Raw genomic sequence first — 18,481 nt, 5'->3', positions numbered from 1 at the left:
CTCCTCTCCACATGTCGAATGCCGGTGGCGTAGATCCCACCGGCCGTTGTTGAGCCTACCCCCGTGAGAACGTGCATTTTTTCGAGTCATTCCAGACTGCCGGGATCCGCTGGGATCCGCCTCCTGACTGGGCTCCACGGCTTTCAGCAAGTGAATACGGAGGCGCTCATCCGATCGCTCATCCGAGCGTGGAAACCACCCTTTGCGGTGCCCTCTCCAACACGACCCACCCCCGCGGAGGGCGAGGTATGGGCAACGTCTACAGTGGCGTGGTACGCGCGAGTCTTTACCGGGCCTTCACGCCCAGGAGGCGACTCGCTGGGATGTCTCTGTCAGGGGTGTGCGTGACGGCCGTCGAATCCCGTCCGGCGGGTGTGCTCGGGACGAGCACGGGGAAGCGGCCATTCGGGGCCCGCGTCAAGGCCTTCGTGGCGCTGACCAAGCCGCGGATCATCGAGCTTCTGCTGATCACCACGGTCCCCGTGATGTTCCTGGCCGAGCAGGGTGTGCCCGACCTCTGGCTGGTGCTCGCCACCTGCCTCGGCGGCTACCTGTCGGCCGGCGGCGCCAACGCGCTGAACATGTACATCGACCGCGACATCGACGCCCTCATGGACCGTACGTCGCAGCGCCCCCTGGTCACCGGCATGGTCTCGCCGCGCGAGGGGCTGGTCTTCGGCCTCACCCTCGCCGTCGTCTCCACGCTCTGGTTCGGGCTGCTCGTCAACTGGCTGTCCGCGTGGCTGTCCCTGGGCGCGCTCCTCTTCTACGTCGTCGTCTACACGATGATCCTCAAGCGGCGCACCGCGCAGAACATCGTGTGGGGCGGCATCGCCGGCTGCATGCCGGTCCTGATCGGCTGGTCGTCGGTCACCAACTCGATGTCCTGGGCCGCCGTCGTCCTGTTCCTCGTCATCTTCTTCTGGACGCCGCCGCACTACTGGCCGCTGTCCATGAAGGTGAAGGAGGACTACGCGCGCGTGGGCGTCCCCATGCTGCCCGTCATCGCCTCCAACAGGGTCGTGGCCCGGCAGATCGTCCTCTACAGCTGGGTGATGGTGGCCGTCTCCCTGCTGCTCACGCCGCTCGGCTACACCGGCTGGTTCTACACGACGGTGGCGCTCGCGACCGGCGGCTGGTGGCTGTGGGAGGCGCACGCCCTGCAGAACCGCGCCAAGGCGGGCGAGACCGGCGGCAAGCTCAAGGAAATGCGGCTGTTCCACTGGTCGATCACCTATGTGTCCCTGCTGTTCGTGGCGGTCGCGGTGGACCCCTTCCTGCGGTAGGCCAGACTCTGGCGAGTTTTACTACCGGTGGGTAGCATCCTGTTCATGGCAGACACCAAGCAGGGCGGCACCAAGCAGGCCGAGCACCGGGCGGCGAAGCTCGCCAAGCAGATCCAGGCGTTCTCCAAGGAGCACGGCGGCGCCGAGGGGCAGCTCGCCCACATCGGCCAGGTGGGCATCCGTATCGTGCTCGTCGGCGAGGACGGCGCCTGGGGCGACCTCGTGGCACCCACGCACGAGGTCGCGAAGAGCGCCGCCGAGAAGGCGGGCCTCACCCTCCACGAGTCCTTCGACGGCGACTTCGCGGCGAAGGTCCGCACCGGCCCGTACGAGTGGACCCGCATGGCCGGCATCCAGCTCGGCGGCCCCTCGAACGACTGAGGCAACACCTTGAGCGGGCTCACCCGTTAGGACCTGTGACGGTTCAGCCATCGCAGGGAGCCCCCGCAATGATCGACACCCCGACGCTGGTGGACCAGTACTGTCACGGGGTGCTCCGTACGGAGCTGGGCCTGGGCACCTTCGAGACCCTGCTCGGCCGGTCCGCCGGCCCGCCCGCGGCCGGGACGACCTTCTTCGACACACAGACCGGCTTCGCCGTACGGCGCTGGTGCCCGCCCCTCCTGGGCCTCGAACCGCACTGCCCGCCCGCCCACTACCTGGCCCGGCGGCGTGAGCTCGGCGTCCTGGAGGCGGGCCGCCGGCTGCTGCGCGCCACCGGTATCTCCACCTACCTGGTGGAGACCGGCCTGCCGGGCGACCTCACCGGCCCGGTCGAGATCGCCGCCGCGGCGGACGCCAGGGCCCACGAGATCGTCCGTCTGGAACTGCTCGCCGAGCAGGTCGCCGACACGTCCGGCACCGTCGACTCCCTGCTCGCCAACCTCGCCGAAGCCGTGCACGGCGCCGCCGTCTCCGCCGTCGCGTTCACCTCCGTGGCGGCGGTACGCCACGGGCTCGCCCTCGCGCCCGCGCCCCCGGGCCCCGGGGAGGTGCGGGGCGCGGCGGGGCGCTGGCTGGCCTGGCGGGGGGTCGGCGGGGCGCTCACCGACCCCGTACTGCTGCGGCACCTGCTGTGGATCGCCGTCTCGTCCGGGCGGCCGCTCCAGCTGCACGTGGGCGAGGACGACCCCATGACGCTCGGCGACTTCGCCGCGGCCACGTCCGGGCTGGGCACCGACCTGGTGCTGCTGCACGGCTACCCGTACCACCGGCAGGCCGCCCACCTGACGAGCGTGTTCCCGCACGTGTACGCCGACCTGGGACCCGCACTCGCGCGGACGGGCGCGCGGGCGGCGGCCGTCCTCGCCGAGACGCTGGAGCTCGCGCCCTTCGGCAAGCTGCTGTTCTCCAGCGGTGCGCGCGGGCTGCCCGAACTGCACGTGGTGGGCGCGCGGGTGTTCCGCGAGGCGCTCGGCCGGGTGCTGGCCGACTGGGTCTGCGACGGCTCCTGGTCCCGCCGCGACGCCCAGCGCGTCGCCGACATGATCGCGGCGGGGAACGCCCGGCGGGTGTACCGGCTGGTCTAGACGCTGCGGGGTACCGGCCGGGTCGGGCGGCGGGATACCGGCCCGGTCAGGCGGTGGGGCTCAGCGCCTGGTCCCGCGCCTGTGCCGGGAGCGCGCTGTCCGGCGCCCCCAGGGGCCGCTCGCGCAGGCTCAGGGCCAGGCGCAGCACCGCGATCCACATCAGGGACGAGCCCAGCATGTGCAGGCCGACCAGGACCTCCGGCACCCCGGTGAAGTACTGCACGTACCCGATCCCGCCCTGCGCGAGCAGCACCAGCAGCAGGTCACGGGCGCGCGCCCGGGTGTCGTCGGGGGCGTCCACCACGCGCAGGACGAAGAACATGGCGAGCGCCAGCGCGCACACCGCCCAGGCGAAGAGCGCGTGGACCTGGGCGACGGAGGCGTAGTCGAACGGCATGCGCGGTACGTCACTGCTGTCGCCCGCGTGCTCGCCCGAGCCGGTCACCGTCGTGCCCGCCGCGACCAGAAGCCCGGCGACGACCACCAGCGTCCAGCCCAGTTTCCGCACCGGCCCCGGCACGCGCGGCCGGGCCGGGCCGTCGCCCTCACCGGTGCGCAGCCAGCTGACGGTGGTCACCGTGAGCAGCGCGTTGGCGGCGAGGAAGTGAACGGCCACCGTCCACGGGTTGAGCTCCAGGCGCACCGTAATGCCGCCGATGACGGCGTTGAGCACCACGATCCAGAACTGCAGCCAGCCCAGCCGGCTCAGCTCCCGCCGCCACGGCTTCGCGCAGCGGGCCGCCACGATGAACCAGCCCACCGCCGCCGACACCACGTACGTCAGCATCCGGTTGCCGAACTCGATCGCGCCGTGGATGCCCTGCTCGGACGTGGTGAAGAGGCTGTCGTCCGTGCACTTGGGCCAGGTGTCGCAGCCGAGCCCGGAACCGGTCAGCCGGACGGCACCGCCCGTGACGATGATGACGACCGTCATGACGACGGCGGAGAGTGCGGCGCGCCGGACCGTCTTGGGGGAGGGTGTCCAGCGCTGGGCGATATAGGCGAGGGGGGTCAACACGGACTCCATCGTAGGCGGGTGCTTGTGCATGCGTTCACGAGGCCCCCGTGACTACTCCCAGCGGAAGAAACGCGCCGCCGCGCCCAGCCCGAGCACGGCCCACACCGCGAGGACGCCCGCCGCGCCCCACGGCATCGGTGCCCCGCCCTGGAGCACGTCCCGCAGGCCCTCCGACAGCGCCGAGATCGGCAGCAGCTCCAGCACGGCGCGCGCCGCGTCCGGGAACTTCTCCAGCGGCACGATCACCCCGCCGCCCACCAGGAGCAGCAGGAACACCAGGTTCGCGGCGGCCAGCGTCGCCTCGGCCCGCAGCGTGCCCGCCATCAGCAGCCCCAGCCCGGAGAAGGCCGCCGTACCGAGGACCAGGAGCAGCAGGACGGACAGGGGGCTGCCGTGCGGCGACCAGCCGAGCGCCAGCGCGATCACCGTCAGCAGCGCGACCTGGAGCACCTCCGTGACCAGCACCGAGGCGGTCTTGGCCGTCATCAGGGCCCAACGGGGGAGCGGTGACGCCCCGAGGCGCTTGAGCACCCCGTACCGCCGCTCGAAACCGGTCGCGATGGCCTGTCCTGTGAAGGCCGTAGACATCACGGCGAGCGCGAGGACGCCGGGGGCCAGGAAGTCCACGGCCCTGCCGCTCCCCGTGTCGACGATGTCGACCGTGGAGAACAGGACGAGGAGGAGGGAGGGGATGATCACGGTGAGCAGCAACTGCTCCCCGTTGCGCAGCATCATCCTGGTCTCGAAGGCGGCCTGCGCGGCGATCATCCGCCCGACCGGCGCCGCACCGGGCTCGGGCGTATAGGTCCCGGCGCTCATGATCGCAGCTCCTTGCCGGTCAGTTCGAGGAAGACGTCTTCGAGGGTGTGGCGCTCGACCGCGATGCCGTCCGGCATCACCCCGTGCTGTGCGCACCACGTGGTGACCGTGGCGAGGAGCTGCGGGTCGACCGTGCCGCTGATGCGGTACGCGCCCGGCGTCAGCTCGGCGGCCGCGGTGCCGTCCGGCAGTGCCTTCAGCAGCGAGCCGAGGTCCAGGCCGGGGCGGCCGGTGAAGCGGAGGGTGTTCTCGGCGCCACCGCGGCAGAGTTCCTCGGGGCTGCCCTGGGCGGCGACCCGGCCCGCGTCGATGATGGCGACGTCGTCGGCGAGCTCTTCGGCCTCGTCCATGAAGTGGGTGGTCAGGACGGTGGTGACTCCGTCGGCGCGCAGTTCGCGGATCAGCTCCCAGGTGGAGCGGCGTGCCTGCGGGTCGAGACCGGCGGTCGGCTCGTCCAGGAAGACCAGCTCGGGGCGGCCGACGACGGCCATGGCGAGCGCCAGGCGCTGCTGCTGGCCGCCGGAGAGCCGCCGGTACGTCGTCCGGCCGCAGGACCCGAGGCCGAGGCGCTCGATCAGGGCGTCCACGTCCAGGGGGCGGGCGTGCAGTTTCGCCATGTGGCGGAGCATCTCGTCGGCCCGGGCGCCGGAGTACACGCCGCCGGACTGGAGCATCACGCCGATGCGGGGCCTCAGGCGGGCGGCGTCGGCGACCGGGTCGAGGCCGAGGACGCGGACGGTGCCGGCGTCGGGGCGGCGGTAGCCCTCGCACGTCTCGACGGTGGTGGTCTTGCCGGCCCCGTTGGGCCCCAGGACGGCGGTGACGGTGCCCGCCCGGACGTCGAGGTCGAGGCCGTCCACCGCGGTCTTGGTCCCGTACCGCTTGACCAGGCCCCGGACCTGGACGACGGACTCGTTTCGCATGGGCGGAAGTCTAGAGAGCGCGGCGCGGCGACCCGTTCGGCGGGTGGCGTCCCCGGGACCGGAATCCGCCGGAAAGGGGTGCGCGAGGCCGCCCGGAGCATGCCCGGCCAGACCCTCGACGACGACGGCGATCGGGCAAAACGGGCAGGTCAGGCAGGGGTGCGATGGCCTCGGCCCGACCTCGGCGCTGATCGTTTTCCCAGGTCAGGTTAGGTTTCCCTTAGTGATGTACGGCACCGTCCGCCCCTCCGGACGTCGCTTGTCAGTCTCCGAGGAATTACGCAACAATGGCGTTGTGAAAAACGTCGGTGAGGCTCCCGCGGCTCCAGCGGAGGAACTCGCGACCGGGGAGCGCTCCACGCGCAACCGGGTCGCGCGGTCCATCCTGGATCACGGCCCGTCCACCGTGGCCGAGCTCGCGAAGCGGCTCGGCCTCACTCAGGCCGCCGTCCGGCGGCACCTCGACGCCCTGGTCGCCGACGACGTCGTCGCCCCGCGCGAACAGCGCGTCTACGGCGCCCGCACCCGCGGCCGCCCGGCCAAGGTGTTCGCCCTGACGGACTGCGGCCGGGACGCCTTCGACCAGTCGTACGACACGCTCGCCGTCGACGCGCTGCGCTGGATCGAGCAGAACGCGGGCGGAGAGGCGGCGGTCGCCGCGTTCGCCCGGGACCGCATCGAGACCCAGGCGGAGGCGTACCGCGAAGCGGTCGAGGCGGCGGCGCCCGAGGACCGGGCCGAGGCGCTCGCCAAGGCCCTGAGTGCGGACGGGTACGCTGCCACGGCGCGCAACGCGCCGGTCGGACAGCAGCTGTGCCAGCACCACTGCCCGGTCGCCCACGTCGCCGAGCAGTACCCGCAGCTGTGCGAGGCTGAGACGGAGATCTTCAGCCGTCTGCTGGGAACCCATGTGCAGAGACTGGCGACCATCGCCCACGGCGACGGCGTCTGCACGACGTACATCCCGCACAGCGCCCCACAGACCACCACATCATCAGCATCCGCAAGCACGGCCGGGAGGAACCCCGCATGACCACCGAGATCAGCCACCCCGAGCTTGAGGGCCTGGGTCGGTACGAGTACGGCTGGGCCGACTCGGACGCGGCCGGTGCCGCCGCCAAGCGCGGTCTCTCCGAGGACGTCGTCCGCGACATCTCCGCGAAGAAGAACGAGCCCGAGTGGATGCTGAAGCTGCGGCTGAAGGGTCTGCGCCTCTTCGACAAGAAGCCCATGCCGAACTGGGGCTCCGACCTGTCGGGCATCGACTTCGACAACATCAAGTACTTCGTCCGCTCCACCGAGAAGCAGGCGGCCTCCTGGGAGGACCTGCCCGAGGACATCAAGAACACGTACGACAAGCTCGGCATCCCCGAGGCGGAGAAGCAGCGCCTCGTCGCCGGTGTCGCGGCCCAGTACGAGTCCGAGGTCGTCTACCACCAGATCCGCGAGGACCTGGAGGAGCAGGGCGTCATCTTCCTCGACACCGACACCGCGCTGAAGGAGCACCCGGAGCTCTTCCAGGAGTACTTCGGCACGGTCATCCCGGTCGGCGACAACAAGTTCGCGTCGCTGAACACGGCGGTGTGGTCCGGCGGCTCGTTCATCTACGTCCCCAAGGGCGTACACGTCGAGATCCCGCTCCAGGCCTACTTCCGGATCAACACCGAGAACATGGGCCAGTTCGAGCGGACGCTGATCATCGTCGACGAGGACGCCTACGTCCACTACGTCGAGGGCTGCACCGCCCCGATCTACTCCTCGGACTCCCTCCACTCCGCGGTGGTCGAGATCATCGTGAAGAAGGGCGCCCGCTGCCGCTACACGACGATCCAGAACTGGTCGAACAACGTCTACAACCTGGTCACCAAGCGCGCCGTGGCCTACGAGGGCGCGACCATGGAGTGGGTCGACGGCAACATCGGCTCCAAGGTGACGATGAAGTACCCGGCCGTCTACCTGATGGGTGAGCACGCCAAGGGCGAGACCCTGTCGATCGCCTTCGCCGGCGAGGGCCAGCACCAGGACGCCGGCGCCAAGATGGTCCACATGGCGCCGAACACCTCCTCCAACATCGTCTCCAAGTCGGTGGCGCGAGGCGGAGGCCGCACCTCCTACCGCGGTCTCATCGAGATCGGCGAGGGCGCCCCGGGCTCCAAGTCCAACGTGCTGTGCGACGCGCTGCTCGTCGACACGATCTCCCGCTCGGACACGTACCCGTACGTCGACGTCCGCGAGGACGACGTGTCCATGGGCCACGAGGCGACCGTCTCCAAGGTCTCCGAGGACCAGCTCTTCTACCTGATGAGCCGCGGCCTGTCGGAGGACGAGGCCATGGCGATGATCGTGCGCGGCTTCGTCGAGCCGATCGCCAAGGAGCTGCCCATGGAGTACGCGCTCGAGCTCAACCGGCTGATCGAGCTGCAGATGGAAGGCGCGGTGGGCTAGCAGCCCCCGGCCGTATCGATCACGTCCCCGGGCTCACCCGGTGTGAGCCCAGTGAGCCGCCCGCGGGGCGGCCGGCCCCGGCCGGACCCGCCCCGTGGGCAGCGAACGCACCGAACGCAGAAAGCGAGCAGACCGACAGCCATGGCTGAGGCTCAGAACATCCCGGTGGGCTCCACCACCGCCGGCTCCATCGCGGTGGCCGCCGAGTCCACCGTCGCGACCCGCATGAGCGCGCCCCCGTCCTTCGACGTCGCGGACTTCCCCGTCCCGCACGGCCGCGAGGAGGAGTGGCGGTTCACGCCGCTGGAGCGGCTCCGCGGGCTGCACGACGGCACCGCGGTCGCCACCGGCGACGGCGTCCGCGTCGAGGTGGAGGCGCCCGAGGGTGTCACCGTCGAGACCGTCGGCCGTGACGACGCCCGGCTCGGCAAGGCCGGCACCCCGGTGGACCGGGTCGCCGCCCAGGCGTACTCCGCCTTCGAGAAGGCCTCGGTCGTCACCGTGCCCAAGGAGACCGTGCTCACCGAGCCGATCCGGATCTCCGTGCACGGCGAGGGCGGTACCGCCTTCGGCCACCAGGTCGTCGAGCTCGGCGCGTTCGCCGAGGCCGTCGTGGTCATCGACCACACCGGTGACGCGGTTCTCGCCGCCAATGTCGACTACGTCCTCGGTGACGGCGCCAAGCTCACCGTCGTCTCCATCCAGGACTGGGACGAGAAGGCCGTCCACGTCGGCCAGCACAACGCGCTGGTCGGCCGCGACGCCTCCTTCAAGTCGGTCGTCGTCACCTTCGGCGGCGACGTCGTCCGCCTCCACCCGCGCGTGAAGTACGCCGGGACCGGCGGCGAGGCCGAGCTGTTCGGCCTGTACTTCACGGAGAAGGGCCAGCACCAGGAGCACCGCCTCCTGGTCGACCACAACACCCCGCACTGCAAGTCGAACGTCGCCTACAAGGGCGCGTTGCAGGGTGAGAACGCCCACGCCGTGTGGATCGGTGACGTGCTCATCCAGGCCGCGGCCGAGGGCACCGACACGTACGAGATGAACCGCAACCTGGTTCTGACCGACGGCGCCCGCGTCGACTCCGTGCCCAACCTGGAGATCGAGACCGGCGAGATCGCCGGCGCCGGTCACGCCTCGGCCACCGGCCGCTTCGACGACGAACAGCTCTTCTACCTGATGGCTCGCGGTATCCCGGAGACCGAGGCCCGCCGCCTCGTCGTCCGTGGCTTCTTCGCCGAGCTCGTCCAGCAGATCGGTCTGCCGGACGTCGAGGAGCGGCTGATCGCCAAGATCGAGGCCGAGCTGGAGGCGTCCCTCTGATGCCCTTCGTCCGAGCCTGTGGGCTGAGCGAGCTGGAGGAGGACACCCCGAAGCGGGTGGAACTCGACGGCACGCCCATCTCCGTCGTCCAGACCGAGGGCGAGGTGTTCGCGATCCACGACATCTGCTCGCACGCGAACGTCTCGCTGTCGGAGGGCGAGGTCGAGGACTGCCAGATCGAGTGCTGGCTGCACGGGTCCGCCTTCGACCTCCGTACCGGCAAGCCGTCCGGTCTTCCCGCGACGCGCCCCGTCCCCGTATACCCCGTAAAGATCGAAGGGGACGATGTGCTCGTCTCCGTCACCCAGGAGTCCTGAGTCACCCATGGCAACGCTTGAAATCCGCGACCTGCACGTCTCCGTCGAGGCCGACAACGCCACGAAGGAGATCCTCAAGGGCGTCGACCTGACCGTGAAGCAGGGCGAGACCCACGCCATCATGGGCCCCAACGGCTCCGGCAAGTCGACCCTCGCGTACTCGCTGGCCGGTCACCCCAAGTACACGATCACCGGCGGCACCGTCACCCTCGACGGCGAGGACGTCCTGGAGATGTCCGTCGACGAGCGCGCCCGCGCCGGCCTCTTCCTCGCCATGCAGTACCCGGTCGAGGTCCCCGGCGTCTCGGTGAGCAACTTCCTGCGCACCTCCGCCACCGCCGTCCGCGGCGAGGCCCCCAAGCTGCGCACCTGGGTGAAGGAAGTCAAGGAGGCCATGGAGCGCCTCAACATGGACCCCTCCTTCGCCGAGCGCAACGTCAACGAGGGCTTCTCCGGCGGTGAGAAGAAGCGCCACGAGATCCTTCAGCTGGAGCTCCTCAAGCCGAAGGTCGCCATCCTCGACGAGACCGACTCCGGCCTCGACGTCGACGCCCTGCGCATCGTCTCCGAGGGCGTCAACCGGGTCCGCGAGACCGGTGAGGTCGGCACCCTGCTGATCACGCACTACACGCGCATCCTGCGGTACATCAAGCCCGACTTCGTCCACGTCTTCTCCGCCGGCCGGATCGTCGAGTCGGGTGGCCCCGAGCTCGCCGACAAGCTCGAGAACGAGGGCTACGAGTCCTACACGAAGGGTGGCGTATCCGCGTGACACAGCTGCCGGGCCTCCTCGACACCGAGGCGCTCCGCAAGGACTTCCCGATCCTCGACCGGGTGCTCCACGACGGCAAGAAGCTCGTCTACCTGGACAACGCGGCGACCTCGCAGACGCCGCGCCAGGTCATCGACGCCGTCAGCGAGTACTACGAGCGGCACAACGCCAATGTGCACCGCGGCGTGCACGTGCTGGCCGAGGAGGCCACGGCGCTGTACGAGGGGGCGCGTGACAAGGTCGCCGCCTTCATCAACGCGCCCAGCCGGGACGAGGTGATCTTCACCAAGAACGCCTCGGAGTCGCTCAACCTCGTCGCCAACATGCTGGGCTGGGCCGATGAGCCCTACCGCGTCGACAGCGAGACCGAGATCGTCATCACGGAGATGGAGCACCACTCCAACATCGTTCCGTGGCAGCTGCTCTCGCAGCGCACCGGCGCGAAGCTGAAGTGGTTCGGCCTGACCGACGACGGCCGCCTCGACCTGTCGAACATCGACGAGATCATCACCGAGAAGACGAAGATCGTCTCCTTCACGCTGGTCTCCAACATCATGGGCACCGTCAACCCGGTCGAGGCGATAGTGCGCCGCGCCCAGGACGTCGGCGCCCTGGTCCTGATCGACGCCTCGCAGGCCGCCCCGCACATGCCGCTGGACGTGCAGGCCCTGCAGGCCGACTTCGTCGCCTTCACCGGCCACAAGATGTGCGGCCCGACCGGCATCGGTGTGCTGTGGGGCCGCCAGGAGCTGCTGGAGGACCTCCCGCCGTTCCTCGGCGGCGGCGAGATGATCGAGACCGTGTCGATGAGCTCGTCGACGTACGCCCCGGCGCCGCACAAGTTCGAGGCCGGTACGCCCCCGATCGCGCAGGCCGTCGGTCTCGGCGCGGCGGTGGACTACCTCACCTCGATCGGCATGGAGAACATCGCGCGCCACGAGCACGCGATCACCGAGTACGCGGTCCGCCGCCTCCAGGAGGTCCCGGGCCTGCGGATCATCGGCCCGGTGACGGCCGAGGACCGCGGCGCGGCGATCTCCTTCGTCCTGGGCGACATCCACCCGCACGACGTGGGCCAGGTCCTCGACGAGCAGGGCATCGCCGTCCGGGTCGGCCACCACTGCGCGCGGCCCGTCTGCCTGAGGTACGGAATTCCTGCGACCACGCGGGCGTCGTTCTATCTGTACTCCACTCCGGCCGAGGTCGACGCCCTGGTCGAGGGTCTGGAGCACGTCCGGAACTTCTTCGGCTAGGAGCGGGTGTGAAGCTGGATTCGATGTACCAGGACGTCATCCTGGACCACTACAAGCATCCGCACGGGCGGGGCTTGCGGGACGGCGACGCCGAGGTGCACCACGTCAACCCGACGTGCGGCGACGAGATCACGCTGCGCGTGAAGTACGACGGGTCGCGGATCGCCGACGTGTCGTACGAGGGCCAGGGCTGCTCCATCAGCCAGGCGTCCGCCTCGGTCCTGAATGAACTCCTCGTCGGCAAGGAACTCGCCGAGGCGCAGCAGATCCAGGCCACCTTCCTGGAGCTGATGCAGTCCAAGGGCAGGATCGAGCCCGACGACGCGATGGAGGAGGTGCTGGAGGACGCGGTCGCGTTCGCCGGTGTCTCCAAGTACCCGGCCCGGGTGAAGTGCGCCCTCCTGAGCTGGATGGCCTGGAAGGACGCCACCGCCCAGGCGATGGGCGACGCGGAGAGGAAGACCGTATGAGTGAGAACGACACGGCCGGCAAGCTCGCCGCCGGCGGCGAGACGGCCGCGGCCGAGCCGGAGACGGTGAGCGGGACGGACGTAACGGAGCCCGCGGGCGGGACGGTCGCGCTGAAGCCGGCGTCCGAGGAAGAGGTCCGTGAGGCGCTGTACGACGTCGTCGACCCCGAGCTGGGCATCGACGTCGTCAACCTCGGCCTCATCTACGGCATCCACATCGACGACTCCAACATCGCGACCCTGGACATGACGCTCACGTCGGCGGCCTGCCCGCTGACCGATGTGATCGAGGACCAGGCGAAGGCCGCGACGGACGGCATCGTCAACGAGCTGAAGATCAACTGGGTCTGGATGCCGCCGTGGGGCCCGGACAAGATCACGGACGACGGCCGGGAGCAGCTCCGCGCGCTCGGCTTCAACGTCTGACGTCTTCGGCTTTTCGGCTGCGACGGCCATGCCCGCCAGGCAGACTGGCGGGCATGGCCGTTTCGCTGTACCAGATCGCCATCGACACCCATGACGCCCCGGCTCTCGCCCGGTTCTGGACCCAGGTCCTCGACTGGAAGGTCTTGTACGAGGACCCCGACGAGATCGTCATCGGCGCCGACGAGAACGCGATGCCGGGTATCGTCCTCCTCACCGTGCCGGAGGAGAAGACCGTCAAGAACCGGCTGCACCTGGACCTGGCGCCCGACGACCAGGACGCCGAGGTGGAGCGGATCATCGCCCTCGGGGCCCGGCGGGTGGACGTCGGGCAGGGCGACGACGTGACGTGGGTGGTCCTCGCCGATCCCGAGGGCAACGAGTTCTGCGTACTGCGGCCGAAGAAGTCGCTCACGGGCTGAGAGGCCCACCGCCCCCGATGGGTGCGCGCCGCCCTCCGGCGACCCGCGCTGCCCCGGTGGCCGCCGAGTGGACGGACGGCGTGGTGACCGCCCTGTCGGCCCGGACGGACCGGGCCACCGCCCGGGCGCTGGTCGCCCTGATGGAAGGGATCTGCCTCCCGGTCCTGCTGACCGACGCGCTCCACGACGAGGAGTACGCGGCCGAGATGCCGGCGCGACCGCTCGCGTGAACCCGAACCGGGCCTGCGGGGAACAGAGGGTGTGACCACACCCGTAACAGACGGAGACCCGGTGACCGGCCGACCAGGCAGCGCCGCCCCCACAGGCGGGGGCGACGACTCGACCGTCATCGCCGAATCGCTTGACCGTCCCGAAGCCTTCGCCGAGCTGTACAACCGGTACGCCGCCGACATCCACCGGTACGCCACCCGGCGGCTCGGCGACGCGGCCGCCGACGACATCACGGCCGACACGTTCCTCGCCGCGTTCCGCGCCCGCACCCGCTACGACAGGGGGCGCGCCAACGCCCGCCCCTGGCTCTACGGCATAGCCGCCAACCTGATCGGCAAGCAGCGCCGCACCGAGGTCCGCGCCCTCAACGCGCTGGCCCGCACCGGTCACGACCCCGTCGCCGAGTCCTGGGTCGACCACGCCGACGACCGGGTCACCGCCCAGGCCGCCCACGGCCCGCTGGCCGGCGCGCTCGCGTCCCTGTCGGGCGGCGACCGGCACGTACTGCTGCTGGTGGCGTGGGCGGACCTGACGTACCAGGAGGTCGCCGAGGCGCTCTCCATCCCCGTCGGTACCGTCCGCTCCCGGCTCAACCGGGCCCGGAAAAAGGTACGGGCCGCGCTCGGCGACTGCGACCCCACCCTCGTACACGACTTCGCCACGGAGGTCACCCATGGATGAGATGCGGACGCTCCAGGACTTCCGCGCGGACGCGCCCACACCCGACCGCGCCCGCCTCGCCCCCGGCCGCCAACGCCTCCTCGACGAGGCCGGCCGCCCCCCGCGACGCGTCCGGGGCGGGTGGTGGCTCGCGATGGCGGGTGCGGCGGCGGCCGTGACCGCGGTGGCGACGCTCGCCACGCTGCTGCCGGGCGGCCGGGAGCCGGCGAAGCCCGCGGCGCCCACGGTCAAGCCGCGGGCGGACCAGTTCGTCTACCGCAAGACCGACTGGTGGTTGGTGCGCTGCGGCACGGTGGGGAGCGGTGGTGACTTCACCATGGAGATGCTCTCCATCAAGCTGGAACCCATGCCGGGCGAGCCGTGCGACCTGAAGCCCGGGCCGGTCCGCGCGGACGAGGCGTGGAGCCGCTACGACGGATGGAACGAGTGGCTGGCTTCGCGGACTCCTGCTCAGCAGACGCCTCCCCCGCAGACCCCGACCGGTGCCAGGAGCAACGGGGCCGGGACCGACATCCTGACCCCCCGGCAGGCGGACGCGCTGGTCGAGGACCTGCCGGACGACCCTGACGCCGCCCTCCGCATGATCCGGAAGCGGTCCATCCCGAGCGCGGTGACCAGCGCGCCGCGCCTGACCCAGGCGCAGCGCGACTTCGAGGAGATCGCGGAGGTCCTGGCGACGGCGACCACGGTGTCCCCGGAGAAGAGGAAGCTGCTGCTCCAGGTTGCCAGGGAGCTGGACGGGGTACGGCTGACGGCCACCGCCGTGCCGGAAGCGAAGAAAACCTTCACGGCGCTCTGGGTCGAGGGCAACTACCGGGACTATTCCTTCGAGCGGAACACCTTCCGCCTGCTGCTGGACCCGCAGACGCAGGAGCTCAGGGGGTTCCAGCTCATCGCGGGGATGAACTACCACATCAGGGGCAAGGGATCCGGTCACCCGTACGTGGTCAAGGGCACCGTACTGGCCACCGGCCTGCGCGTGGCCACCAAGATCGTCGACACCCGGGGCGCACGCTCCTGACCCGATTCCGGTCGCCCGCCCCCGGCACGGGGCCTGGGGCGGGCGACCGGGACGTGAGACCGGTTCGCCCGGGCGGCGGGGCGCCGGTTAGGTTTCTGGCATGACTTCTGCACCTCGTACCACCGGCGCCGTTGCCGCCGGCCTCGCCACCATCGCCGGCGACGGCACCGTTCTCGACACCTGGTTCCCGGCCCCCGAGCTCGTCGCCGAGCCCGGGCCCGCGGGGACCGAGCGGCTCACCTCCGACCAGGCCGTGAACCTCCTCGGCGAGGGCGCCGCCAAGGCCCTCGGCCTCGACGCCCGACGCGGTGTCGAGGTCGTCGCCGTACGCACCGTCATCGCCTCGCTCGACGAGAAGCCGCTCGACGCCCACGACGCCTACCTGCGCCTGCACCTGCTCAGCCACCGGCTCGTCAAGCCGCACGGGCAGAACCTGGACGGCATCTTCGGGCTTCTCGCCAACGTCGCCTGGACCTCCCTCGGCCCCGTCGCCGTCGACGACGTCGAGAAGGTCCGGCTGAACGCCCGCGCCGAGGGCCTGCACCTCCAGGTCACCAGCATCGACAAGTTCCCGCGCATGACCGACTACGTCGCGCCCAAGGGCGTCCGCATCGCCGACGCCGACCGCGTCCGGCTCGGCGCGCACCTCGCAGCCGGGACGACCGTCATGCACGAGGGCTTCGTGAACTTCAACGCGGGCACGCTCGGCACCTCGATGGTCGAGGGCCGCATTTCGGCGGGCGTCGTCATCGGCGACGGCAGCGACATCGGCGGCGGCGCCTCCACCATGGGCACCCTCTCCGGCGGCGGCAACGTCATCATCTCCGTCGGCGAGCGCTGCCTGATCGGCGCCGAGGCGGGCGTCGGCATCGCGCTCGGCGACGAGTGCGTCGTCGAGGCCGGCCTCTACATCACCGCCGGTACGCGCATCACGATGCCCGACGGCCAGATCGTCAAGGCCCGGGAGCTGTCCGGCGCGTCCAACATCCTCTTCCGCCGCAACTCGGTCACCGGCACCGTCGAGGCCCGGCCGAACAACGCGGTGTGGGGCGGCCTCAACGACATCCTCCACAGCAACAACTGATTCGTGTGATGGTGCGTAACCTTTACGCCACTCGGGTGGATAGGCAGGTTGCGCACAGTCACACGAATCGGCAAGGCGAGGGACGGCTCATATGAAGACCGGCAGGCTCATCATTCCGGGGGTCCTCGCGCTGGCGGCGGTGCTCGCGCCCGCCACCGCCCACGCCGACGAGGCCCACAGTGGTTCGGACAACGGCCACCGCGTGTCGCTGGTGTCGATCGGCCAGATCGACGACCCCATGGAGGACGTGCTGGAGCACGTCGCCATCCTCGGTCACAACAAGGTCGTCGGTTCCTGAACCAGTTCCTCGTACGCCGCCCGCAGCCCGTCGACCGCCTCCCGGCCGGCGGGCTGCAGTGGTTCACGCACCGGGCCCGCGTCCAGCAGCGCCTTCACCGTCACCGTGCCCGGCAGGCCGGACGCCATCATCAGCTCCGCCAGCGCGATGGTGCGCCGGTTCAGCCGGGCGGCGAGCCGTGTGTCGCCCGCGTCGAACGCGTCCAGTACCGCCCGCATCTGGCGGGGCGCCACATTGGCGACCGTACTGATGAAACCCGCGCCGCCGATCGCGTACAGCGGCAGGTTCGTCTCCTCGCAGCCCGAGTAGTACCCCAGTGACGTGCGGGCGAGGACCTTCGTCGTGCCCAGCAGGTCGTACGCGCAGTCCTTGACGGCCACGATCCTCGGGTGCTCGGCGAGCCGCAGCACCGTCTCCGGCTCGATACGCGTACCGGTGCGGCCGGGGATGTCGTACAGCGCCAGGGGCAGCCCGGTCGCGTCCGCCACCCGCCGGAAGTGGGCCTCGACGGCCGCCTGGGGCGGGCGGCTGTAGTACGGAGGGATCACCAGCAGGCCGTCCGCGCCCGCCCGCTCGGCCTGGCGGGCCAGCTCAACCGTGTGCGCCGTGTCCGCGGTGCCGACCCCCGCCACGAGCGGGATGCCCGGGCCCACCGCGGCCCGCACCGCCCGCACCAGCACGGCCTTCTCCGCGTCACTGGTGGTCGGCGACTCGCCGGTGGTGCCGTTCAGCACCAGACCGTCGCACCCCTGGGCCACCAGGTCACAGGCCAGCTTCCCCGCCCGGTCCGGATCCAGCTCCCCGGCGGCGGTGAAGGGCGTGACCATCGCGCACAGCGCGCGGCCGAAGGGGCGAGGGGGCGGGGCGATGAGGGTCATGAGCGCAGTCTGCGGCCCAGGATGGTGTAGGTCTACTTAGTTCTCCTACGGGTCAAGGGTGGGCCTTGCTGAAGAATCGGCTGGTTCCGGGGCGGCTCGGCGGGGTACCCGAAGCTTCCCGTACGAGATGGGAGGCGATCCGCGTGGCCGGAGAACCGTCGGTCGGCGAGCTGGTCAAGCAGGCGTCGGAACAGCTCTCCGACCTGGTGAAAACCGAGATGCGCACCGCGCAGGCCGAGATGATGGAGAAGGGGAAACGAGCGGGCAAGGGCGGCGGAATGCTGGGTGCCGCCGCGGCCGTCGGCTATGTAGGGCTCATCGGAGTGTGGGCCACCGTGGCCGCCGCGCTGAACATCGTGCTCGACGCCTGGCTCGCGGTCCTCATCGCGACCGCGCTGTTCCTCGTGGTCGCCGGTGTGCTCGCGCTGCTGGGCCGCACGCAGCTGAAACGCGCGGTGCCGCCCAAGCCGGAGCGAGCGATCGACGGTGTGCGTTCGGACGTCCACGAGATCAAGGAGAGGGTCCACCGATGACACGGGACACGCACCACCGCCCCGGACCTGACGAACTCCGCCTCCAGGCGGCACGCAAACGGCAAGAACTGGGCGAGACCATCGACCAGCTCATGGCGAAGACGGACGTGAAGGCCCGCGCCGCGCACCTGATGCACGACAAGACCCCGGAACCGGTACGCGAACACTCACGTCCGCTTCTCGCGGCGGTCGCCGCGGTCATGGTCGCAGGCGTGGTGCTGTGGCAGCTGCGGCGTACCGGGAAGTGGGGGTGAGAACGGGGATGGCGAAGCAGGAGAAGAACGGGCAGCAGAACAAGCAGCGGAAGAACAAGAAGAAGCGCAAGCAGAAGCTGCTCTACCGGCCCGTCGGCATCCTCCTCGGCATGGCGAGCGGCGCCGTCGCCAGCACGCTGTTCGCCAAGGCGTGGGCCGCGATCGGCAGCGGAGACGCCCCGGACGCCATGGACGAGGACCGGGAGTGGAAGGAGATCCTGCTGGCCGCCGCCGTGCAGGGCGCGATCTTCGCGGTCGTCAAGGCGGCGGTGGACCGCTCCGGGGCGGTCGGGGTCCGGCGGCTGACCGGCACCTGGCCCGGCTGACCGGCGCCCGGCCCGGGCGGACCGGAGCCCATCCGCTCGTCCGGCCGGCCGGAGAAGCGGCGGGGGGGGGGGGGGGGGGGGGGGGGGGGGGGGGGGTGGAGGGGGGGGGGGGGGGGGGGGGGGGGGAGAGGGGCGCCCCCCCTCCAAGAAGGGGTGGGGGTGTTGTTGTGGTGGGG

At 70.6% G+C, this 18,481-nt stretch carries 23 protein-coding genes and 1 pseudogene; 20 read left to right on the top strand and 4 right to left on the bottom strand.

The window, feature by feature from the left end; genetic code table 11:
* The first annotated feature begins 344 nt into the window (after window positions 1–344).
* From ACZ6C1_RS16130 to ACZ6C1_RS16120, 3 genes are all read left to right on the top strand, one after another.
* Window positions 345–1,286: a heme o synthase gene (locus ACZ6C1_RS16130; protein WP_469241464.1), complete on the top strand. Its 942-nt coding sequence runs from the start codon at window positions 345–347 to the stop codon at window positions 1,284–1,286.
* Window positions 1,287–1,331: 45 nt separating this feature from the next.
* Window positions 1,332–1,667, top strand: coding sequence for a hypothetical protein (locus tag ACZ6C1_RS16125; RefSeq protein WP_469241463.1), 336 nt, complete (start codon window positions 1,332–1,334; stop codon window positions 1,665–1,667).
* Between the two features lie 68 nt (window positions 1,668–1,735).
* Complete coding sequence (locus tag ACZ6C1_RS16120; protein ID WP_469241462.1) at window positions 1,736–2,815, top strand: amidohydrolase family protein; 1,080 nt, start codon at window positions 1,736–1,738, stop codon at window positions 2,813–2,815.
* 46 nt (window positions 2,816–2,861) lie between these two features.
* Here the strand turns inward: ACZ6C1_RS16120 and ACZ6C1_RS16115 are convergent, their stop codons facing one another.
* From ACZ6C1_RS16115 to ACZ6C1_RS16105, 3 genes are read right to left on the bottom strand one after another with little or no spacing between them, the layout of a single operon-like run.
* Complete coding sequence (locus ACZ6C1_RS16115) at window positions 2,862–3,842, bottom strand: COX15/CtaA family protein (RefSeq protein WP_469241461.1); 981 nt, start codon at window positions 3,840–3,842, stop codon at window positions 2,862–2,864.
* 42 nt (window positions 3,843–3,884) lie between these two features.
* Window positions 3,885–4,652 (bottom strand): ABC transporter permease, encoded by a 768-nt coding sequence (locus ACZ6C1_RS16110; protein ID WP_469241460.1) that lies wholly within the window; start codon window positions 4,650–4,652, stop codon window positions 3,885–3,887.
* Window positions 4,649–5,575, bottom strand: a complete 927-nt coding sequence (locus tag ACZ6C1_RS16105) for an ABC transporter ATP-binding protein (RefSeq protein ID WP_469241459.1) — start codon at window positions 5,573–5,575, stop codon at window positions 4,649–4,651. Before ACZ6C1_RS16105 ends, ACZ6C1_RS16110 begins: the two co-directional genes overlap by 4 nt.
* Window positions 5,576–5,870: 295 nt before the next feature.
* Here ACZ6C1_RS16105 and ACZ6C1_RS16100 point away from each other — a divergent pair, with 295 nt between their 5' ends.
* The 14 genes and pseudogenes from ACZ6C1_RS16100 to ACZ6C1_RS16035 all read left to right on the top strand — a co-directional run bounded on the left by ACZ6C1_RS16100 (window position 5,871) and on the right by ACZ6C1_RS16035 (window position 16,314).
* Window positions 5,871–6,608, top strand: coding sequence for a helix-turn-helix transcriptional regulator (locus ACZ6C1_RS16100; protein ID WP_469241458.1), 738 nt, complete (start codon window positions 5,871–5,873; stop codon window positions 6,606–6,608).
* Window positions 6,605–8,020 (top strand): Fe-S cluster assembly protein SufB, encoded by a 1,416-nt coding sequence (gene sufB / locus ACZ6C1_RS16095; protein WP_469241457.1) that lies wholly within the window; start codon window positions 6,605–6,607, stop codon window positions 8,018–8,020. The genes ACZ6C1_RS16100 and sufB overlap by 4 nt, the downstream gene beginning before the upstream one ends.
* A 141-nt stretch (window positions 8,021–8,161) precedes the next feature.
* Window positions 8,162–9,343, top strand: coding sequence for a Fe-S cluster assembly protein SufD (sufD, locus tag ACZ6C1_RS16090; RefSeq protein WP_469241456.1), 1,182 nt, complete (start codon window positions 8,162–8,164; stop codon window positions 9,341–9,343).
* Complete coding sequence (locus ACZ6C1_RS16085; protein WP_126883593.1) at window positions 9,343–9,660, top strand: non-heme iron oxygenase ferredoxin subunit; 318 nt, start codon at window positions 9,343–9,345, stop codon at window positions 9,658–9,660. Before sufD ends, ACZ6C1_RS16085 begins: the two co-directional genes overlap by 1 nt.
* Before the next feature lie 7 nt (window positions 9,661–9,667).
* Window positions 9,668–10,432, top strand: a complete 765-nt coding sequence (gene sufC, locus ACZ6C1_RS16080) for a Fe-S cluster assembly ATPase SufC (protein WP_469241454.1) — start codon at window positions 9,668–9,670, stop codon at window positions 10,430–10,432.
* On the top strand, window positions 10,429–11,685 hold the full coding sequence (locus ACZ6C1_RS16075) for a cysteine desulfurase (protein WP_469241452.1): 1,257 nt from the start codon (window positions 10,429–10,431) through the stop codon (window positions 11,683–11,685). Before sufC ends, ACZ6C1_RS16075 begins: the two co-directional genes overlap by 4 nt.
* Before the next feature lie 8 nt (window positions 11,686–11,693).
* The gene (gene sufU, locus ACZ6C1_RS16070; RefSeq protein WP_469241450.1) at window positions 11,694–12,155 is read left to right on the top strand and encodes a Fe-S cluster assembly sulfur transfer protein SufU; all 462 of its coding nucleotides are present in this window, start codon (window positions 11,694–11,696) and stop codon (window positions 12,153–12,155) included.
* Between the two features lie 65 nt (window positions 12,156–12,220).
* Window positions 12,221–12,580 carry a metal-sulfur cluster assembly factor gene (locus ACZ6C1_RS16065; protein ID WP_469241906.1) on the top strand — a complete coding sequence of 120 codons (360 nt, stop codon included), beginning with the start codon at window positions 12,221–12,223 and terminating at the stop codon, window positions 12,578–12,580.
* Between the two features lie 53 nt (window positions 12,581–12,633).
* On the top strand, window positions 12,634–12,999 hold the full coding sequence (locus ACZ6C1_RS16060) for a VOC family protein (protein ID WP_469241447.1): 366 nt from the start codon (window positions 12,634–12,636) through the stop codon (window positions 12,997–12,999).
* A 27-nt stretch (window positions 13,000–13,026) separates the two neighbouring features.
* Window positions 13,027–13,229 (top strand): annotated as a pseudogene (locus ACZ6C1_RS16055) (TetR family transcriptional regulator); the annotation flags it as partial.
* A gap of 61 nt (window positions 13,230–13,290) precedes the next feature.
* Window positions 13,291–13,911 carry an RNA polymerase sigma factor gene (locus ACZ6C1_RS16050; RefSeq protein ID WP_469241445.1) on the top strand — a complete coding sequence of 207 codons (621 nt, stop codon included), beginning with the start codon at window positions 13,291–13,293 and terminating at the stop codon, window positions 13,909–13,911.
* A complete protein-coding gene (locus ACZ6C1_RS16045) occupies window positions 13,904–14,932 on the top strand; it encodes a hypothetical protein (RefSeq protein ID WP_469241443.1) in 1,029 nt (342 codons plus the stop codon). Before ACZ6C1_RS16050 ends, ACZ6C1_RS16045 begins: the two co-directional genes overlap by 8 nt.
* A gap of 100 nt (window positions 14,933–15,032) precedes the next feature.
* Window positions 15,033–16,016, top strand: a complete 984-nt coding sequence (gene dapD / locus ACZ6C1_RS16040; RefSeq protein WP_469241441.1) for a 2,3,4,5-tetrahydropyridine-2,6-dicarboxylate N-succinyltransferase — start codon at window positions 15,033–15,035, stop codon at window positions 16,014–16,016.
* Between the two features lie 91 nt (window positions 16,017–16,107).
* Window positions 16,108–16,314: a hypothetical protein gene (locus tag ACZ6C1_RS16035; protein WP_469241439.1), complete on the top strand. Its 207-nt coding sequence runs from the start codon at window positions 16,108–16,110 to the stop codon at window positions 16,312–16,314.
* Here the strand turns inward: ACZ6C1_RS16035 and dapA are convergent.
* The gene (dapA, locus tag ACZ6C1_RS16030; RefSeq protein WP_469241437.1) at window positions 16,290–17,192 is read right to left on the bottom strand and encodes a 4-hydroxy-tetrahydrodipicolinate synthase; all 903 of its coding nucleotides are present in this window, start codon (window positions 17,190–17,192) and stop codon (window positions 16,290–16,292) included. The genes ACZ6C1_RS16035 and dapA overlap by 25 nt on opposite strands.
* 143 nt (window positions 17,193–17,335) lie before the next feature.
* Here dapA and ACZ6C1_RS16025 point away from each other — a divergent pair, with 143 nt between their 5' ends.
* The 3 genes from ACZ6C1_RS16025 to ACZ6C1_RS16015 are packed head-to-tail and all read left to right on the top strand — an operon-like array spanning window position 17,336 to window position 18,305.
* Entirely contained in the window at window positions 17,336–17,725 is a 390-nt protein-coding gene (locus ACZ6C1_RS16025) for a phage holin family protein (protein WP_469241435.1), read from the top strand.
* Complete coding sequence (locus ACZ6C1_RS16020) at window positions 17,722–17,979, top strand: DUF3618 domain-containing protein (protein ID WP_469241433.1); 258 nt, start codon at window positions 17,722–17,724, stop codon at window positions 17,977–17,979. The genes ACZ6C1_RS16025 and ACZ6C1_RS16020 overlap by 4 nt, the downstream gene beginning before the upstream one ends.
* 8 nt (window positions 17,980–17,987) lie before the next feature.
* The gene (locus ACZ6C1_RS16015) at window positions 17,988–18,305 is read left to right on the top strand and encodes a DUF4235 domain-containing protein (RefSeq protein WP_469241431.1); all 318 of its coding nucleotides are present in this window, start codon (window positions 17,988–17,990) and stop codon (window positions 18,303–18,305) included.
* The last annotated feature ends 176 nt before the right edge of the window (window positions 18,306–18,481 follow it).

The organism is Streptomyces sp. NPDC041796 (genome assembly GCF_055590785.1).
The sequence above is the reverse complement of the archived record's forward strand: the minus strand, read 5'-3'. Positions and strand labels throughout refer to the sequence as shown.